Here is a 16,300-nt window from a genome sequence, read left to right as displayed (position 1 = left end):
TACCTGTTGCATCAGCCGGGCTGCGGGCCCGGCAGGGCGGGGGGCAGGGTGGAGTCGGACTCCACTTTCTGCTCTTCGCCCTTCATGTTCTTGATGTGAATCTTCTTAATGGTCTAATTACATTGTTTTATAAGGAAAATTATTTTACACCTGATAATTAGGGCCATGCTTGGGGTCACATTGTGACATGGCGCCAGTCATACAGAGACTGGCGCCATGGTCTATCACGGTGTTTCAAGCCAAGCGTTCTCGGCCATCTGTTCTGGTGTAATCGGGTTTTGGAAGTGGTTATGAACTTCCCCGATGTGCATGGCCTTGGGTGGCTTCTGGTTAGAGGCTGTGGCCGCAACAGTTGCCTGGATCAACTGCTGGCCGAGACCGCCTGATGGGATGCTGTTCTGCTCACCTTGGCGATAGCGGGCGAGGGGGGCGTTGACCGTCTCCAGCTGCCGTTCCGGTGTCGGCATGCTCATCACTTGGGGGATGACAGGCATCGTCAGCGGTGTCATGGTCGGCATGGTGAACTCTGGCATGCTCAGCTCAGGGACTGAGCCCACATCGAGGTTGACGCCAGGCAATTTGTCGAACATCTCCAGCACCCATTTAATGGCTTTGCCGATCGCCCAGATTGGTGAGTACAGCACCTTGAAGATGGATCCAAGGATTGTGCCGGCTGATTTGCCCATCTCTGTCATGTTGCTGAATGCGCCGGTTGCCTCATTCGTTGCGCCAAAGAACTCGCCTATCTTGGAGATGACACTGGAAATGCCGTCCCAAATGACAGGAAGGATCTCAGCCCAAGGTTCAAACACCTGCGAGATAGCAGGTCCTAATGTCGATGTCAGTCCCTGAGCAAATGCCTTGATAGGGTCCCACCATAACACCAGTGCGCCAATGGCGGCCCCTACCAGGAGCACTGGCCATGCTATAGCAGCGAATAGTCCTCCAAGTGCTGAGAGAATGGTCATGACGCCACCCAGAGCCGCAAACCCTGCCACAGCCAGAACCACAGTGGAAACTGCTTTTGTAAGGTTGGGGAATAGCTTCGTCCATCTCAGCATTACACCCCCTGCATCTACGATATGGGATATCACATCGTTAATTGCAGGGGTGAGCTGGCCAAAAGCACTGGCCCGGATCGCGAACCATACCGCCTCCAGCCTCTGCCATTGATCGGTCATCGATGCCGCCATCTGTTCGGCTTTCCCCATGCCATGCGTATTGGCCAAGGCGTTGATGTTGTTGCCAAGAGCTTTGGTGTTAGTCATGAGCAACTTGATCATGGCGACGGCTTCGTCCGACCCGAACGCTTTTTTCAGCTCGTCTCCCTGGGCGATCGTCATGGTTTCACCATATCGCAATTTGAGCTGTTCAAGGATATCCAGTACCGGCATTACCTGCCCTGCGCTGTTTTTGAAATTCATCCCCAGGACTTTTTGGGCGTTCCCGATCCCTGATAAGAAAGCACTGAATTTGGTACCCGCTTCACCACCTCCCATAGTCGATTGCAGCATGCCAAGCACGGCGAACTGCTCATCCATCGAAACCCCCGCAATGTTACCGGCAGCCCCAATAGCCTCGAAAGCGTCAGCCATACCTTTACCAGTGGTCTTGAAAATCTGTACTGCAGTGGCAGTTTTTCCTGCCAGATCCTCTACCCATTGGGCCCGCCCGATGGCATTGGCCTGTTTCTCAAAGATGCTGTACATCGAGCCCATAAAGCTGGTTATCGTGCCTGTGTCCGCTTTGGTTGCCGCGGCCAGTACCCCTGATGCTTTCGTGAATGTGGAAAGTTCATACCCTTCAAGACCCGCAATTGCAGACTGAATATCATAGGAGGCTTTGACAAAATCTAAGGCTGACTTGCCGTAATCCATGCTGAAAGTCAGCGCGGTCATGCCAAGCTTATTCAACGCCTGTTCTGCAATCCCCAGTGAGGCGACCTCTCCCAGAGCGCGATCCATCTCAATAGCTGGCTGTAAGGTCGCTTGAATACCCAGAACGCCGGAGATCATTGCTCCTGCGCCCCCAGCCATTTTCCCCCAATTCTGCTGCACGCTTTCCCCAACGCTGCCAACAGCAGCATTGATCTTCGCCAGCGGCTTGGTGACCTGATCAATTAGGGCCACCTGCATCATTAACTTTTCCATCCAGGCCATATATTTATTACCTATATATACTTGTTTATACCATCTGACATTTATTAACAGTCAGTAATAATGCAATGGTTGCTAATTTAATATCTCAGGTCAACCTGAAATAGGTTGATTACTTTTCCGGTGAAAATTTCGGCCATTTATTTTTTTCAAAATTGCAAATATATAAAAATAAAGAAATTGAAGTAAGATGTTGTTTTTATTTGTTATTTTTGGTTTTCATTACCGTTCCCTTGCGAGGCGAGAGCATCATAAAAACCCACGGAAAATATGAAATGTCATGTAAAAACATGGGGTTATAAATTTTTTCTCCGGCCTGTTTGTTGGCTAAAACTGGAAAATAGTGAAATTTCTTTCACCTATTTCAGTTTTCAAAACACACGCAGAACCCAGTATTCATGCGGGTTGGCGGTACCAAATTGCACGAATCCATTTCTGCAAAAAATTATATTGATGCGCCGCGCAGGCGGGAGCGGATGAGCGCGGATTCCGTGACGTGTGCGCGTCCGTGGGGTTGTCTACTGACAGTAGCCAGGAGCATGCACTTCAGGGAGCTGGGCATGGTCATATAGTGGCTCGATATGGATGTCGTGCCAGGTAGCGTTGAGAGTCTCATTGAGAGCTTGCTGGTATGGCTATATTATGGCCACTTATTCAGTGACTTAAGGATAGACATGAGTGAGCTTAACCTTCCTCGCTACGAGCGGGATGCCATCAAAGCAATTGATACTGACACATTGGATAAGCTTATAGAGCAGAGTCTTGATGATGAACGGCCAGATGCCTTGAGGGATATCCAACTCGGCCGCTGTGGTTCATATGTTGCTTCACATCTCAGAATGTATGAGAAGGCTCTTGCTGAGTACCGCAATGCGAAAGCGGCAAGAAAGCGTGCTGATACGGAATATCGTGCTCGCCGTGCAGGGGACGACTTGGCTCACGCTGTGCGGAGTATGAAGCACCGAGTAGAAATTGAAGAGCACGATGAGCAGTTCTTCCGCATTGATGACATGTTTACGGCACCACATAATTTTAGTGAGCGCATGACCATTCGAGTCAGTTACCAGTGGCGCAAGACACTGGAAGATGAATGGGTATATGGCAGCATAGCCTTTATCCACCAAGCTAAATTGCAACCTGAATACACAATGATGCGATCGGGCAGGAAGCTGAGTGCAGCCAAATTGAAACAGAAACAGCAGGATGAGTTGTTTAGCGAATGGGAGCATCTCATGAGGCTTACACTCCAGTCTGTGCAGCAATATTTTAAAGAGGGTGGTGATGGCGCAGCGATCCCAGAAACATTCCAAGTGGTTACCGATCCGCACAATAGAATGCTGAACAATTTCAGTGCCAGATTTTGGCTTGTGCCTTCTTGATTACTACAGTCTCCCCAGTAGCCCACTGTTCAACGCGGCCAGCCAGAAGGACGGCTCTCTCCCCCAACGGGTGATCCGGTGGTTCTATTACATCTGCGCATCAATTCGAGCCATTCGCCCGCTCAAAACTGCGGTGAAAAACTTTTATGGGGACTACTGTCTACCTCTCTACCCAATGGCTCAATCCCTTATGCTGCAAGGCTTTGAGAGGGGGGAGATTGATTTTTCATTCTCACCCCACTCACTACCCAATAGCCTCACACTCTCCCCCTATGGACTTTTTGTACTGATGGCACTCATCAGACCAGAAACAAAAAAATTACATCAAGAAGGTAGACAAGGTAGACAGTGGGTAGACAGTAAAAAGTTATTATCTACCTGTCTTTAATCCTTATGTATCAAGGGTTTTTGTGTATTTGGTAGAGAGGGGGAGAAGGTTTTGAAAAAGTCTCATATCCCATGGGGTAGGGATGAAAAAAAAGGCCGCATCGTGCGACCCTGGTATTCCTTCTGGCTGGCATTATTGGTTCTCAATGAAGAGAGGCTGTGGCATGAAGACTTCCGCCGCCTCGGTCAACCCTGCGTTGGTTTGGGTGTATCCCTTGATCTTGCGAGTGCGGTACTCCCTTCCCAGCTCTCTGGCGGCGCTCTTTGCCGCCTGGCTAAACTTCTGGACTGATAGCGGGCGCCCCAGGCCGTGGTATTCCATGTAGGCCAGATAGAGATGATAGAGGTAGCGTTTCGGCTCCTGCTTGATACTCGAGTTACCCCCCATGAACAGGCCCATCGGCTCATCCATAAACGCCAGCGTTGAGCACAGGTCGATGACAGGATCCGTTGCTCGCTTGATGGTGAGAGCATCGCTTGAGTTACGTTGTTCCAGCAACAAGCGATGGGCCTGCTCTGGTTCTGCGAACCTCTCCAGCAGATGGCGGATGACGATGGGCAGTTCTGCCGCGATTTTGTCGCCGAGCAGCGGATCTTTGTCCTCCTCCGATACCACTCTGTCAAAGGTGAAGATGACCCGTCTACGTGCCACTCCACCGTTGCGTTCAGTGATGACCATGGGTTCATTATTGGTAGCCAGAACGACAGCCCTGATCACTGTGGCGAATTGCTTCTCGTATTTGCCATCTACCTCAACGAGGTCACCGCCAGTAATCGCCTTGATACCACTGCCATCGCCGATGTACTTGGGTTGGTCAGGGAGCACAATCAGGCGCTTGTCTACGAACTGGGCGCGGCCCCTGGCGTTATCGAGCGCGATCATGTTGCCGGATCCTGTGTTCCGGAGTCCGCCAGCCAGCAGGGTCGCAATGTTGGCAAACACACTCTTGCCGCTACCACCTTCCCCTGTTACCTCAAGGAATAGCTGCCAGTCATAGCGATTGGCCAGCACCATGAACAAGGCCGCCTTGATCCGCTCCATCTTGGCGATATCACTATCTGCTGCATGGGTCAGCCACTTGGTGAAGTTGGGGGCGTGCTGCTCGATGTTCTCACCTGGTTGCTGAGCACCATATTCAATGCCGTTATGGTTGAGTAGCCCATCAGCTGCAGCATGTGGCCTGAACTGGTGAGTCGCCATGTCGTATACCCCGTTGGCAAACCCGATCAGATCATCAGGGGTATTGCCGAGTGGCGAGATCATCAGCTTCATGGTGGCCACCGCTTTTGATACCGCGGAGTCACTGAACGGCACATCATGGTCTGTGAAAATGACCGCCATTTCACGGCGCAGCTCGATATCTGCCAGCGGCCCCCACAGGCTGCCATCGTAACGGTACACCCGCTCAGCCTCGATGTTGATGGCCACATCACCCAGGCGTTCGATCAGCAGGCTGGCCCGTTGGCTTGCGCTCATCTTCTCGATCGGCACGATGGGCTTTTTCATTTTCTCATTGGTTGCCCCAGGGTGCTCCGCTGCGACCAGCTCTACCTGTCCGGGTTCCTTCTGGCTGGATTCCTTGGGCGTCTCGGTTATCTGGGTTGGATGACCCCCCATGATCGCCGCCTTGGTCGCATCCAGCCCATGAGCCTGGTGATAGTCGTTCCAGTCGCCAGCCTCTGGCGGTATGACTACCTGGGCGCCGATAGCAGCGGCTGCTTGCTCCGCCTTGGCCTTGCCCGGATTGCCCTTGGTCTTGGCATCGTTGTCGGCACAGATGATCGCTCTGCATGGTTGCAGTGGGTCATCAGCCCCCCGAACCATGTTGGCGACGGCCAGCAGATTGCCCGCATCCATGGCACAGTAGACGGTTGCTCCGGTTGCCTGATGAATGCTCAAGCCGGTGGCGTAGCCTTCGCATATGGCCACCAGAGCATTGCCCGGGATCCGGTGGTATGCACCGGCCTTTTGCCCACCCGCCAGATAGCTTTTGCTTCCCTGGTCGTCGATCAGCTGAACGTTCACCAGCTGGCCACCAAAGTCAGCATAAAGTGGCACCACCAAGGAACCAGGTGAAAAGGTCATCTCCCCCACAGCGATCACGCGCTGGGATACGTTGACCTGAACACCCTGCAGCCCTTTTCCTTCAAGGTAGGGGTTCCCCCCTTGCTGACAGATCTGCATGATGTTAGCAGCTCGGCTTGCGGCCTTCTTGCGCTGTCGTTCGACTCGCTTGCGCTCCTGCTCGGCCTTGTCCTGTAACAGCAGGTGAATTCGTTCCCGCTCAGCAGGGTCTAGCCCTTCACCAGACAAACCAACCAGGGGGGCGATCAACTCGGCCGCCTCTTTGAGCTGTAGCCTGATGGCTTTCGCCACCAGGTCAAGCCCATCACCAGCACCGCACTGGCTGCAGATGAAGGTGCCACGCCCCTCTTTGTCATCCATCCGAAAGCGGTCTTTACCGCCACAGGCAGGGCAGGGACCGTGTTTACCTCTACCCGGAATATCAATCCCAACCTCAGCCAACAGAGCTGGCCAGCGGCCACATGCTGCGGCAGCCACATCAGAAACCAATGTCATCGACTGACTCACTGATCACCCCCTTGCAGAAAAACAACCAGGGTTTTGAAACTCTGTTTGCCTAACCCCATCAACTGGCGGGCTTGATCAGGCGTTACCGCAATTGAGTTGCCTTGCATCTGCTCAATGAATTTTGCCCGCTCGTTGTCGCTGTCAAACACGCCCAGAAAGCCGAGCCCTTTGTTGCGGGAGAAGGCTCTCAGCATGTTGATCTCGATGGGGATGTGAGCCTCGCTATCGGCATCAGTGGGCGTTGGGCACTTTGTCCATGCCAAATAGATCATGAGTGCAGCTCCTGTCTGGCTCCCGTGCCCATGACATTGACCTGACGAGTCTGCACCTCTACGGCATCCAGGCTGGTCAGGATCGGGATAAGCAGGTCGGCCATCATGCAGGGTTCAACCATGGACTGGTTACCGGCTATCACCTTGAGCATGGCGGCAAGGTATCTGCTGTTGCGCTGGGTCATCGCGGCCTGTTCGGTGCCTGTGCACATCTCTTCGAGCTCATCGAGCAGGTCGGCCAGTGGGCGCAGCAGATCGATCAGCAACTGGCCATCCAGCAGCTCAACATTGCGAAAGCAAGTGTGATGTAACGCGCTGGCCAGAGCATCGACTTGGGCCAGTTTGGTTTTGATGTGGGAGTTCATACTGTACCCCCTTTGCGCGGAGTGCGGGACATAAACACCAGTGGCAAACCGGCCAGTGCGGCGCGCGCCTGGGCTTCGTTCTGGCCAAATGCGGAAATGGTGCGGATGCGGCGCAGGTCTGCCAGACGGCAGACGCTCGGGGCGATCAAGAAGGTATAGATCATGGGGGTGATTTCCATCGTGTGTTAAACGATGGCGGATCGGGTAGCCGCAAAGCAGCGCCCCACGATGTAAAGGCGCAGCCGGGGCGTTTTCTTTGGCTCCCGACCCATGCCCCGAAACTGGATAGATCCCCGGCGCAGTGGCCGAAGTTTCGGGAAATGAGGGCATATTTTCATCGTGTGATTCTGCTCGCGGGTGCTTAATCCGCCAGCCATGCCGCCACTTGCTTAAGGTGGTAGCAGGAAAGATCTTACCGTCTCGATCAGTCTCAAGCAAGCTTATGTGTCTGGTTAACAGTGCTTTGGGTGGATCTTGGTCTTTGATAGACTGCATATTGTTCAATCTCGCGCTGGAATGGGGTGTGGTGATGGGGGAGGAACGCAACAAATGGGAGCCCTGGCAGGCTCCCATTTTTTAGGCATTCAGTTCCGTCATCAACCGTTGGCGTTTGCCCGGGCTATCACACTGCGTCAGCAGGTCGGAAGACCGTGGGATGGCCGGCATGGCCAGTGCTTGATAGGCGGCGGATTGATTCTCCTCCGCCGCTACCTGGTGATTTACCACGGCCTGATCCAGTGCTTTGAGCAGTTCGGTGCGCGCCCAACCCAGCGCGGCCTGCCGGTCCGTAGTGCATGCCTTGGCATGGGTGATGGCAGCCAAGTCTGCCAGTTTTGGCTTGAGTGCCTTGATGATGGTTGGTAACTCGTTCTCAAGCTCCTTGGCATAGCCGCCTATGACGAATGCTCTGCTCATCGTGACCGCCTTATGTGCATCATCCAGCGGCAGGATCAGCTGTTTCTCCTGCAGTTCGGATTGGCTGATGGCAGCCTGTGCAGCCTCGATAAGTTCGCCCAGTTCGCGATGCTCATTAGAAAACTGAACATCCGGTTCACCATGAACCAACTGGTTAACCCGCTCTTGACGCAGCTCTTCACGACGATCAGTGGCCTGCTGGATGCGATCTGTCAGGTTCTTACGCTGCTCACGCAGTGCCTGAAGTTCGTTATCAATCGCCATCATCTTGTCGTGCTCAGCTCGGAACTGGGCAATCCGTTGCTCTAGATAGCTGGCTGTCACTTCCTTGGCGCACGGGCTCTTTGTTGTTTGCTTCATAGATTTACTCCTGATGGGCGGCAATAGAGATGCTGTCGAAAGCGGCATAGGCGGTGGCGTCACCCAGTGCGTAGGATTGAGCCCGGTAGTAACGAATACCCCAGCTGGCAAGGTCATCCAGGTCATCTGCGCTAAGACGATGGGTATCGTTTACACCGATGATCTGCAGGTTTTCGGTAAAAGTGACCGCCAGTAAGGTGCCGGCCATATGCTGGTGTGACAGTACCGGCATGTCGGCAATTTTCAGTTGCTGCTCTTTGCTGCGGACTTGCCCTGGTTGCAGATAGGCTTGCTTGTGGGTTCGCAACAGGTCGCCGCCAACCAGCACACGCAAGCGCGGATCGTTGCGGTACTCTTTTGGCAGCTTGGCGACCAGCTCATAGGCCATCGTATCGAGGTCGGCATAGTTACCACCGTTGCGGGTGTCGAAGGTCACTGCATCACGCAGCACTCGCAGACCATTCTCGTCAGCGGCCTTGGCCAAGGCATGCCACCCTGGCATCACATCTTCACCATTCGGGTTAGCTACAGGGTCAGTGTTGGCTGCAGCGGACTTGCCATGAAAGCCTACTCGCAGCAGGTCATCACCAAATGCCGACAGCGCCAATGATTCAAGCACCTGATTGGCCTGTTCCTGAGTCATCCCCTCCAACATCTGGCCCAGCTGTCGCCACGTCCAGATCACGCTGCTGTCCATCTCTTCGAACTTGGGTTGGCGTGTACTCGGATCCGCTGTCACCAAGAAACGGCTACGCTCCTTGCGACCGGTGCGTAGTCCCGATTTGATTGGGTCGAACAGTGGCGCAGTGGGGTCGCTCACGTCCAGGAACGTCAACAACTCAAGGAATGGTGTTGCTTGTACGATAGCTGAACGCAGGGCACCACTGGCGCTTGGGTCAAGATTGCCGAAGTTGGATTGTGTGCCAGGAACAAAGCTCATACGCATGTTGGCTAAGAGCTCTGAGATGGTCGGTGTGTTCTTATTCATGTAGTTGTTCCCTGTGGAGTTGGCCCAAAGCTGGGATTGCCCAATAACGCTCTGGCTCTTGCTGAATTTCATATGGGTGGTACCGGTACTTGCTGGCTCATCAGTGACCCCGAGTGCACCCAGATACCAAACGCCTTTCCCTGCAAAATTCTCTTTCGGCTCTATAGAGCAGAATGCATAGCGGCCGGTTTTATTCAGCTCGATTAATGCAATAGTGGGACTCAGGATGGCAAATAATTTAATAACGTTGCCCTCCTGCTGAGTTTTTAACGCCTCGACGTGACCGAGTGGTGTAACTCGCTTATGGTCTGGCCACAAACAAGCTGTGTAATATTCTGGGTCGTACGTTTCAGCCATCTGAGTTAACCACTCCGGCTTTATTTCTCTGCCGTCTACAGTTTTTCCAGATGTGCCGATACACACCCATCCTGTTTTTAAAGTTGATGAAGTCATAGTCACTCTTTATTTGGTCGGGGGTTTACATCAGTATTACTCTGTTGTGCTTTATTTATTCGCCTTGATTATTTCTTCCAGAATGCTTTTCCGTGCACTGGGCGATAATGCGTTCATAAGGTCAATGGCGACGGCGCTGGCCTTATCAATGGATGGTCTAAGCGTATGCTTGTAGGCAAGGCTGGAAACCCAAGCATGGCAACATACTGTGCATTCGCAATACAGGTCGGTGACGTTCTCGGAAAGGTGATTGGCTTTTGTCACTCGACCAAGGCTTTGACACTGATTACAAACTACGCGCACATGTTCCCTCCTTAATGATTACTTCTTGTTGTACGCTCAGATATTTTGGCTATCAGCCAATTATTAATTTCGTGCTCCACCCATGCAACAGATTTTGGCCCGATAGATACAGGTCGAGGAAATGTACCTTCTTTCATTCTTAAATAAATGGTGGGTTTGGATAACCCAACCTTGGAAATAACATCCTTTATCCGCAGTAAGCGAATGTTTTGTTCTGGCATATGCAGGCCCTTTAAATAATTTAAGCAGTGGCAGTAATCGCATTGCTTGAGCGAGATATTACTACCTGATACTCAATGAGCCAATAACGGTCCATGTCGTACGATGATGGGCTTTGTGGGATTAAATGCTGTTTAATTGAATTTGTAATCGCAGTGATTGTTCGATATTACTCTTTGTTGCTCATAGCGATTAACGTGATGCAGAGAAATTTCATAAATCTTTTACCATGAATTTTATTCATGGTTTAAGTGTAAATTATTTCTTATTGGAATGGTTTGTTTTGGCATAAAGAATGGTCACCGATTAAAATCAGTAACCATATGAAATTATTATATTTTATTTAGATAGGAAAGTGATCGTGTCGGCCCATTGTTTGAGGGCTGCTTTACGCTCGTCAAAGAAGTCGTGATGGTTGTAGACCGCCACTATGCCCTGTGACTTGAGGGTGTGGTTCAAGATTAGCTCCGCTACTTCCTGCTGTACCCCGAGCGCAGCCAGATGCGTTCTGGCGGTATGGCGCAGAGCATGTACGTTCAGTTGCTCGATCCCCTCAACCTTGGCCCGTAGCTTCTGGATGGCGGCATTCAGGGTGGTTTGCCCCATATGTGGTTTGGTCTGCCTGGAGATGGCGGGAAAAACGTAGTCACTGCCACACCCAAGATACTTGGCCTCTTTAAGCCAGGTGATGGCTTGCTCTGGCAAAGGGATCACGATGCCACGGCCGGTCTTCGTCCGTTCTGGCGGCAGCGTCCAGGTCTGTTGCTGCAAGTCGAACTCATCCCAGGTAGCAGAAAGCAGTTCCATCTTTCGGCCACCCAGCAGCAGCAGCAGGCGAAAGGCCAGATCGCAGCTACGGCTAAACCCCCGGCAGGTCGTGATCGCACCCAGCACCTCCGTCAGCTTCTCTTTGGTCAGATAAAAGTCCCTGCTTTTCAGCTGGCCACCGGCATCAGCCAAGGTAAAGGCGGAGGCTGGGTTGCTTTCTACGATGTGCCGTTTGATGGCGTAGTCGAACAGCCGCTTGATCCAGCCAAGGATGTTATTGGCCATGGTCGGGCTTCCACGGTCGAGAATGGATTGCAGGAGCGCATCAATATGCCTGGGTTTGACATCCTCTGGCCCCAGCTTTCCCAGGTTGGCGATGATGTCCTTCTCGAAGCGCTGCCGGATCACGTGAGCATCTTTGCGGCGCCCTTCGACCTGTCTGGAAAGGAACTCATCAGCCAGGGAAGCCACCGTGAGACGGTTCGCGATGGCTGTATGCCGAGCGATGGATTCGCGCTTGCGCTCCTGCTTCTCGCCGGCTACATCAGTGCCAAGGGTGACCATGGCCATCAACCGCTTCGCTTCGTCCATTGCTTGTTTGAGCGCCATGTTATCGACATGACCGATCAGCATCTTGCGTTGCTTACCGCCGAAGCGATACCGCAACCGCCAGAACGGGCGCTTATAGTTGGCTGGCCAGCAGAGTGCGAGGTTGTCACAGACTGACCGGTTATCAAAACGCGCCCCCTGTTCACCTTCCCGCATGAGTGCCTTAAAGGTGATTTCAGCCTGCTTTCTTGGCGCCATAACGTTCCCCTGTGTGACCCTAAAGTTTTTCATAAGCAAAAAAAAGTGCGACCCCATTCTAATTAGGGTCACACTTGGGGTCACACAATTTTTAGTATCTGATGGTATCGCTTAGTTAAGAATAACTCTAAGTGTCAGGTTTTTCTGGTTTTGATACTTCTATAGCCTGCTCTGAACCATTAGACAAGTTTTTGATGTAGACATCCATCTGGTTGAACGCGATCTCGATGCCGTTCGCCTTGAACAGGGCGTCGATCTTGCGGTTCAGTTCATCCACGGCCGGGTTGCGATCGCCGAGCTCACTCACGAAGAAACGCAGCTCATGATCCAGGGTGCTGGCCCCGAAGGTGAGGAAGTAGACGATGGGTACCGGGTCTTTCAGTACGCGGCTGTTATCATCGGCTGCCTGTTTGAGCAGGGTGCGGGTCAGCTCCAGATCCGAGCCGTAAGCCACTCCCACCCGCACGATCACCCGGGTGACGGTATCGCTCAGGGACCAGTTGATCAGCCGCTCCGTCATCAGCGCCTTGTTCGGGATGATCACCTCCTTGCGATCGAAGTCGGTGATGGTGGTGGCCCGAATGCGGATCCGCGAGACGGTGCCCGAGTAGGTACCAATGGTGACAGTGTCACCGATCCGTACCGGACGCTCGAACAGTATGATGATGCCGGAGACGAAGTTGCCGACCACCTCCTGCAGACCAAAGCCGATCCCGACCGTCAGACCGGCGGCGAGCCACTGCAGCTTGTCCCACTGCATGCCCATCAGGGAGAGGGCGGTCAGGGTACCCACACCGATCAGCACATAGTTGAGCATGGTGGTGATGGCGTAGGCCGTCCCCTGGGCGAGGCGCAGCTTGGAAAGCACCAGCACCTCCAGCAGACCTGGCAGGTTGCGGGCCAGTGACCAGGCTGCGCCCAGCATGAAGATGGCTGTCAGCACATCGCTCAGGCTGACGGGATAGAGCACGGCACTGGTGCCAGAGCCCACGCTCTTGTGCCACAGCACCATGCTGTCGAGGTAGGAGAAGACCGCCACCAGATCGGACCAGAGCCAGTAGAAGGCGACGCCGAATACCAGCAGCAGCACGGTACGGGTCAGACGCAGGGATTGCTGGCTGACATCCTCCAGATCCATGGGCTGCTCCTCGATGGACTCGCCACCTTCCGCGTCTTCCTGGGATTTGTGTTCACGCTTGGCCACGGCACGGCGGTAGGCCAGACGGCGGGCCGCCAGCTCCAGACCACGCAGTGAGGTGCGGTAGACCAGGCTCCAGATGATTAGCAGGTAGAAGGATTCCACCAGACGGCCGGTCAGTTTCAGCGCCGTGTAGTAGTAGCCCAGTCCCACCAGCACCATCAGTGCCACCGGCGCCAGCGCCAGGGCGACCGCAGTGATCGACTGTTGCATGCTGCCCTCCCCCTTGATGAGGGCGCGAGAGATGGGGAACACCAGATAGGTGGTGAGGCCCAGCAGCAGCAGGGTCAGCGCCTGACCGACAACGTCGTTGCCCAGCGACGAGGGCTCTACCACAGCCTTGGTAGAGAGCATGATGAGGGGCAGCAGCGGCAACCAGAGATAGCGCATGCTGGTGCGCTTGGCCTGCAACTCGGCCTTCGGAATACGGAAATGGGATTCGGCAATGCCGCCCGGGCGCATCACCGCCAGATAGACGCTGAACACCAGATAACCGAGGGCCAGGTTGAGGGTGATCTGGAGCATCAACTTGTCACTGAGCAGGCCACAGTAAGCGAGCCAGAGACCGGCAGCCAGAATGAACAGGCTGCCCGGCAGGCGTTGCAGCACCGTATAGAGCAGGGCGCGCGGTGTGTGCCACTGGCTGTCCTGGCGAAAACGTCCCAGATCCTTGTTGATCCGCTTCAGCCGATTGAGCAGGGAGGGGCGCTTCCAGATTAGCAGGCCGCCGATCAGCAGCAGCGGGAAGGCGAGCAGGGAAACCGGCAGCAGCATCTCGCCCCAGCCGTCCCAGTCCGGTTTCAGCACCCAGTCTGAGGCTTGCTTGTAAGCCTGGGCTGGCCAGTTGATGAACCACTTCACATCGATGGGTTTGTTGCTGCTGACCCAGAAGATGTGTTGCTGCAGAGTAAATTCGATGGAGGCGTAGATCCGCGCCAGCTGCTGCTGGGTCAGCTGCAGGCTGATGGCGTTGGTCAGCTGACTGTCGAGCTGACGGTTGAGCTGGTCGAGCAGGCTGATGCGGGTGTCGAGCAGGGTGGAGAGGTTGGCTCTATCCTCTGCACTGACCGGCTCGCTGCTGCTGGCGATCAGATTGTCCAGATACTGGGTTTTCTGGAACAGTTGGTCACGTTGCTGGCTCAGTTCGAACTGGGCCAGATGCAGGTCGGCGATCTGCTCTTCCAGATTCTTGACCAGAGTGGAAGGGGCCGACTCCAGCTGCTGGTAGAGCTGATAGAGGATGCGCGACAGCAGCAGGTTGCCCTTGAGCATCTGTACCTGTTCGTTCAGGTTGCGCTCTGTCTGGGTGCCGCGTTCCAGCCAGCTCTTGGCTTGCAGGTTCTTCTGCACCAGATTGTTGAGATTGGTGGTGGCGCTGACCAGTTGCTGGCTGAGCTGGTGGTTGAGCTCCTGCTCTTTTTGTACCAGCGGGTTGTCGGCAATGGCGACCAGTTCGCCGGTCTGTTCTGCGGTTTTTTCGGTATCCCCCAGACGTTTGGCGCTGCTCTGCTCTTGCAGCAGTTGCAGTTTTTGCTCTTCGTTGGCGAGGCGGGCATTCTGGTAGTCCCGTTGCTTGACCGCCAGATCCTGCATGCTGGTACGGTTATCCAGCTGTTTTTGCAGATTGGTCAGTTGCAATTCCAGCAAGGCCAGCTCTGCGCCCAGCTTCATCTTCTCGGCACTGCTGACGCCGTCACCGACGTTGAGGCGGGTGCGGATCTCCTGGCTGCGCTGATAGGCACGGCTCATGTTGGTCTGAGCCCGCTCCGGCAGGGTTTGCAGACTGGTGAGTTGGCTGCCGATGGTGCCGAGGGTTTCCTGGGCATCCTGCATGTTGGCAATGACTTCGGGCTGGCGACTCTCCAGCTCGGCCAGACTCATGCGAGCGTACTCACTCTTGATCTGCTCGGCGCTCTTGTTCTGGGTCAGGGCATCGAGTTTGGCGCTGATGTCCCTGAGCTCACCCGGCAGAGAGCGGAGACGTTGGGTTTGACTCTTGGCCTTGGCGTGCTCCTTCTCGATGCTGTCGAGCAGGCTGAGGGTGTCTGTCAGAAACTTCTGGTCGGCCTGCTGGCTGACGGTGAGGGCATCTGATTTTCCGAGGGCATCGAGCGCCCGCTGTACGCTGGCCCGTTGGGGCACATCCTGCGCCATGGCTTGCGGGGCGCAGAGGCTGATGAGTAAGCAGAGCAGCGGCAACAGGGCTGCCGAGGCTCTTTTGAAACGTGTTGAGGGCATAAAACTTCCGGGTTATTACGCGATATTTGGGACATTTCCCACTTGGAGTGAATCCGCGTGGATTCTAACACCGGGCTTGAACGGGAAGCAGGGGGGCAGATAAAAAAAACGGCGCCCGCAGGCGCCGTTTTATCGGTTCAGGACTGATTAGAGTACGTGAACGGAGGCGGTGTTGGTGGTACCGCTCGGTACCAGGGCACCGGAGACCATGACGACCACGTCACCCTTCAGACCCATGCCGCTTTCCAGCGCTGCTTCTTTGCCGATGCGATAGAAATCGTCGGTAGAGGCAATGCTGTCAACCACGTGAGTTACCACACCCTTGGTCAGAACCAGTTGGGCAGCGGTTTTCTTGTTGGTGGTGATGGCCAGGATCCAGGCTTGCGGGAAGTACTTGCGAATGGCCTTGGCAGATTTGCCGCCTTCGGTGGCGACCACGATCAGCGGGGCGTCCAGCTTCTCGGAGGTCTCGACCGCGCCTTTACAGACCGCTTCGGTGATGCGCAGCTTGTTGCTGTCGTTGGCAGCAGACAGGTTGGACGGCATAACGGCATCGGTACGCTCGCAGATGGTGGCCATGATGGTCACGGCTTCCAGCGGGTACTTGCCCTTGGCGGACTCACCGGACAGCATGACTGCATCGGTACCGTCCAGGATGGCGTTGGCCACGTCGCCAGCTTCGGCGCGGGTCGGACGCGGGTTCTTGATCATGGAATCCAGCATCTGGGTGGCGGTGATAACCACTTTGCGTGCCTTGTTGCACTTGGTGATGATCATCTTCTGGGCGAAGATCACTTCTTCAACCGGAATTTCCACGCCCATGTCGCCACGTGCCACCATGATGCCGTCGGAGACAGCCAGGATCTCGTCGAAGTTGTCCAGGCCTTCCTGGTTTTCGA

General features: G+C 54.4%; 12 protein-coding genes. 1 reads left to right on the top strand and 11 read right to left on the bottom strand.

Annotation, left to right across the window (positions count from 1 at the left end):
- Positions 1-224 precede the first annotated feature (224 nt).
- Positions 225-2,159: a phage tail tape measure protein gene (locus GWQ27_RS00060; protein ID WP_275906371.1), complete on the bottom strand. Its 1,935-nt coding sequence runs from the start codon at positions 2,157-2,159 to the stop codon at positions 225-227.
- Between the two features lie 671 nt (positions 2,160-2,830).
- Between GWQ27_RS00060 and GWQ27_RS00055 the strand changes: the two genes are divergently transcribed.
- Positions 2,831-3,535: a hypothetical protein gene (locus tag GWQ27_RS00055; protein WP_275906370.1), complete on the top strand. Its 705-nt coding sequence runs from the start codon at positions 2,831-2,833 to the stop codon at positions 3,533-3,535.
- 520 nt (positions 3,536-4,055) lie between these two features.
- On the opposite strand, the gene GWQ27_RS00050 is transcribed toward GWQ27_RS00055, so the two are convergent.
- From GWQ27_RS00050 to GWQ27_RS00005, 10 genes are all read right to left on the bottom strand, one after another.
- Positions 4,056-6,503, bottom strand: coding sequence for a primase-helicase zinc-binding domain-containing protein (locus GWQ27_RS00050; RefSeq protein WP_275906369.1), 2,448 nt, complete (start codon positions 6,501-6,503; stop codon positions 4,056-4,058).
- An 8-nt stretch (positions 6,504-6,511) separates the two neighbouring features.
- Positions 6,512-6,787, bottom strand: coding sequence for a hypothetical protein (locus tag GWQ27_RS00045; RefSeq protein WP_094696886.1), 276 nt, complete (start codon positions 6,785-6,787; stop codon positions 6,512-6,514).
- A complete protein-coding gene (locus GWQ27_RS00040) occupies positions 6,784-7,152 on the bottom strand; it encodes a hypothetical protein (protein WP_094696885.1) in 369 nt (122 codons plus the stop codon). Before GWQ27_RS00040 ends, GWQ27_RS00045 begins: the two co-directional genes overlap by 4 nt.
- Positions 7,149-7,316 carry a hypothetical protein gene (locus tag GWQ27_RS00035; RefSeq protein WP_275906368.1) on the bottom strand — a complete coding sequence of 56 codons (168 nt, stop codon included), beginning with the start codon at positions 7,314-7,316 and terminating at the stop codon, positions 7,149-7,151. The genes GWQ27_RS00040 and GWQ27_RS00035 overlap by 4 nt, the downstream gene beginning before the upstream one ends.
- Positions 7,317-7,728: 412 nt before the next feature.
- Positions 7,729-8,427 (bottom strand): hypothetical protein, encoded by a 699-nt coding sequence (locus GWQ27_RS00030; RefSeq protein ID WP_275906367.1) that lies wholly within the window; start codon positions 8,425-8,427, stop codon positions 7,729-7,731.
- A gap of 4 nt (positions 8,428-8,431) precedes the next feature.
- A complete protein-coding gene (locus GWQ27_RS00025; RefSeq protein ID WP_275906366.1) occupies positions 8,432-9,868 on the bottom strand; it encodes a GPO family capsid scaffolding protein in 1,437 nt (478 codons plus the stop codon).
- Between the two features lie 314 nt (positions 9,869-10,182).
- Complete coding sequence (locus GWQ27_RS00020; RefSeq protein ID WP_275906365.1) at positions 10,183-10,392, bottom strand: AlpA family transcriptional regulator; 210 nt, start codon at positions 10,390-10,392, stop codon at positions 10,183-10,185.
- A 337-nt stretch (positions 10,393-10,729) separates the two neighbouring features.
- The gene (locus tag GWQ27_RS00015; RefSeq protein WP_275906364.1) at positions 10,730-11,965 is read right to left on the bottom strand and encodes a site-specific integrase; all 1,236 of its coding nucleotides are present in this window, start codon (positions 11,963-11,965) and stop codon (positions 10,730-10,732) included.
- A gap of 127 nt (positions 11,966-12,092) precedes the next feature.
- Positions 12,093-15,401: a mechanosensitive channel MscK gene (mscK, locus tag GWQ27_RS00010; protein ID WP_275906363.1), complete on the bottom strand. Its 3,309-nt coding sequence runs from the start codon at positions 15,399-15,401 to the stop codon at positions 12,093-12,095.
- A gap of 147 nt (positions 15,402-15,548) precedes the next feature.
- The coding region (locus GWQ27_RS00005; RefSeq protein ID WP_275191486.1) for a pyruvate kinase at positions 15,549-16,300 on the bottom strand (752 nt) is incomplete at its 5' end.

Source organism: Aeromonas sp. 5HA1, from assembly GCF_029237245.1.
In the GTDB taxonomy this organism is placed as follows: Bacteria; Pseudomonadota; Gammaproteobacteria; order Enterobacterales; family Aeromonadaceae; genus Aeromonas; species Aeromonas salmonicida.
Note: the sequence above shows the minus strand (reverse complement) of the source record. Positions and strands in the feature narration are given on the sequence as shown.

Excerpts from the sequence above, each read along its gene's own strand:
- GWQ27_RS00030 (WP_275906367.1), bottom strand. The coding sequence starts at position 8,427 with ATGAAGCAAACAACAAAGAGCCCGTGCGCCAAGGAAGTGACAGCCAGC.
- GWQ27_RS00050 (WP_275906369.1), bottom strand. The coding sequence starts at position 6,503 with ATGACATTGGTTTCTGATGTGGCTGCCGCAGCATGTGGCCGCTGGCCA.
- GWQ27_RS00055 (WP_275906370.1), top strand. The coding sequence starts at position 2,831 with ATGAGTGAGCTTAACCTTCCTCGCTACGAGCGGGATGCCATCAAAGCA.
- GWQ27_RS00020 (WP_275906365.1), bottom strand. The coding sequence starts at position 10,392 with ATGCCAGAACAAAACATTCGCTTACTGCGGATAAAGGATGTTATTTCC.
- GWQ27_RS00035 (WP_275906368.1), bottom strand. The coding sequence starts at position 7,316 with ATGATCTATACCTTCTTGATCGCCCCGAGCGTCTGCCGTCTGGCAGAC.
- GWQ27_RS00040 (WP_094696885.1), bottom strand. The coding sequence starts at position 7,152 with ATGAACTCCCACATCAAAACCAAACTGGCCCAAGTCGATGCTCTGGCC.
- mscK (WP_275906363.1), bottom strand. The coding sequence starts at position 15,401 with ATGCCCTCAACACGTTTCAAAAGAGCCTCGGCAGCCCTGTTGCCGCTG.
- GWQ27_RS00015 (WP_275906364.1), bottom strand. The coding sequence starts at position 11,965 with ATGGCGCCAAGAAAGCAGGCTGAAATCACCTTTAAGGCACTCATGCGG.
- GWQ27_RS00045 (WP_094696886.1), bottom strand. The coding sequence starts at position 6,787 with ATGATCTATTTGGCATGGACAAAGTGCCCAACGCCCACTGATGCCGAT.
- GWQ27_RS00060 (WP_275906371.1), bottom strand. The coding sequence starts at position 2,159 with ATGGCCTGGATGGAAAAGTTAATGATGCAGGTGGCCCTAATTGATCAG.
- GWQ27_RS00025 (WP_275906366.1), bottom strand. The coding sequence starts at position 9,868 with ATGACTTCATCAACTTTAAAAACAGGATGGGTGTGTATCGGCACATCT.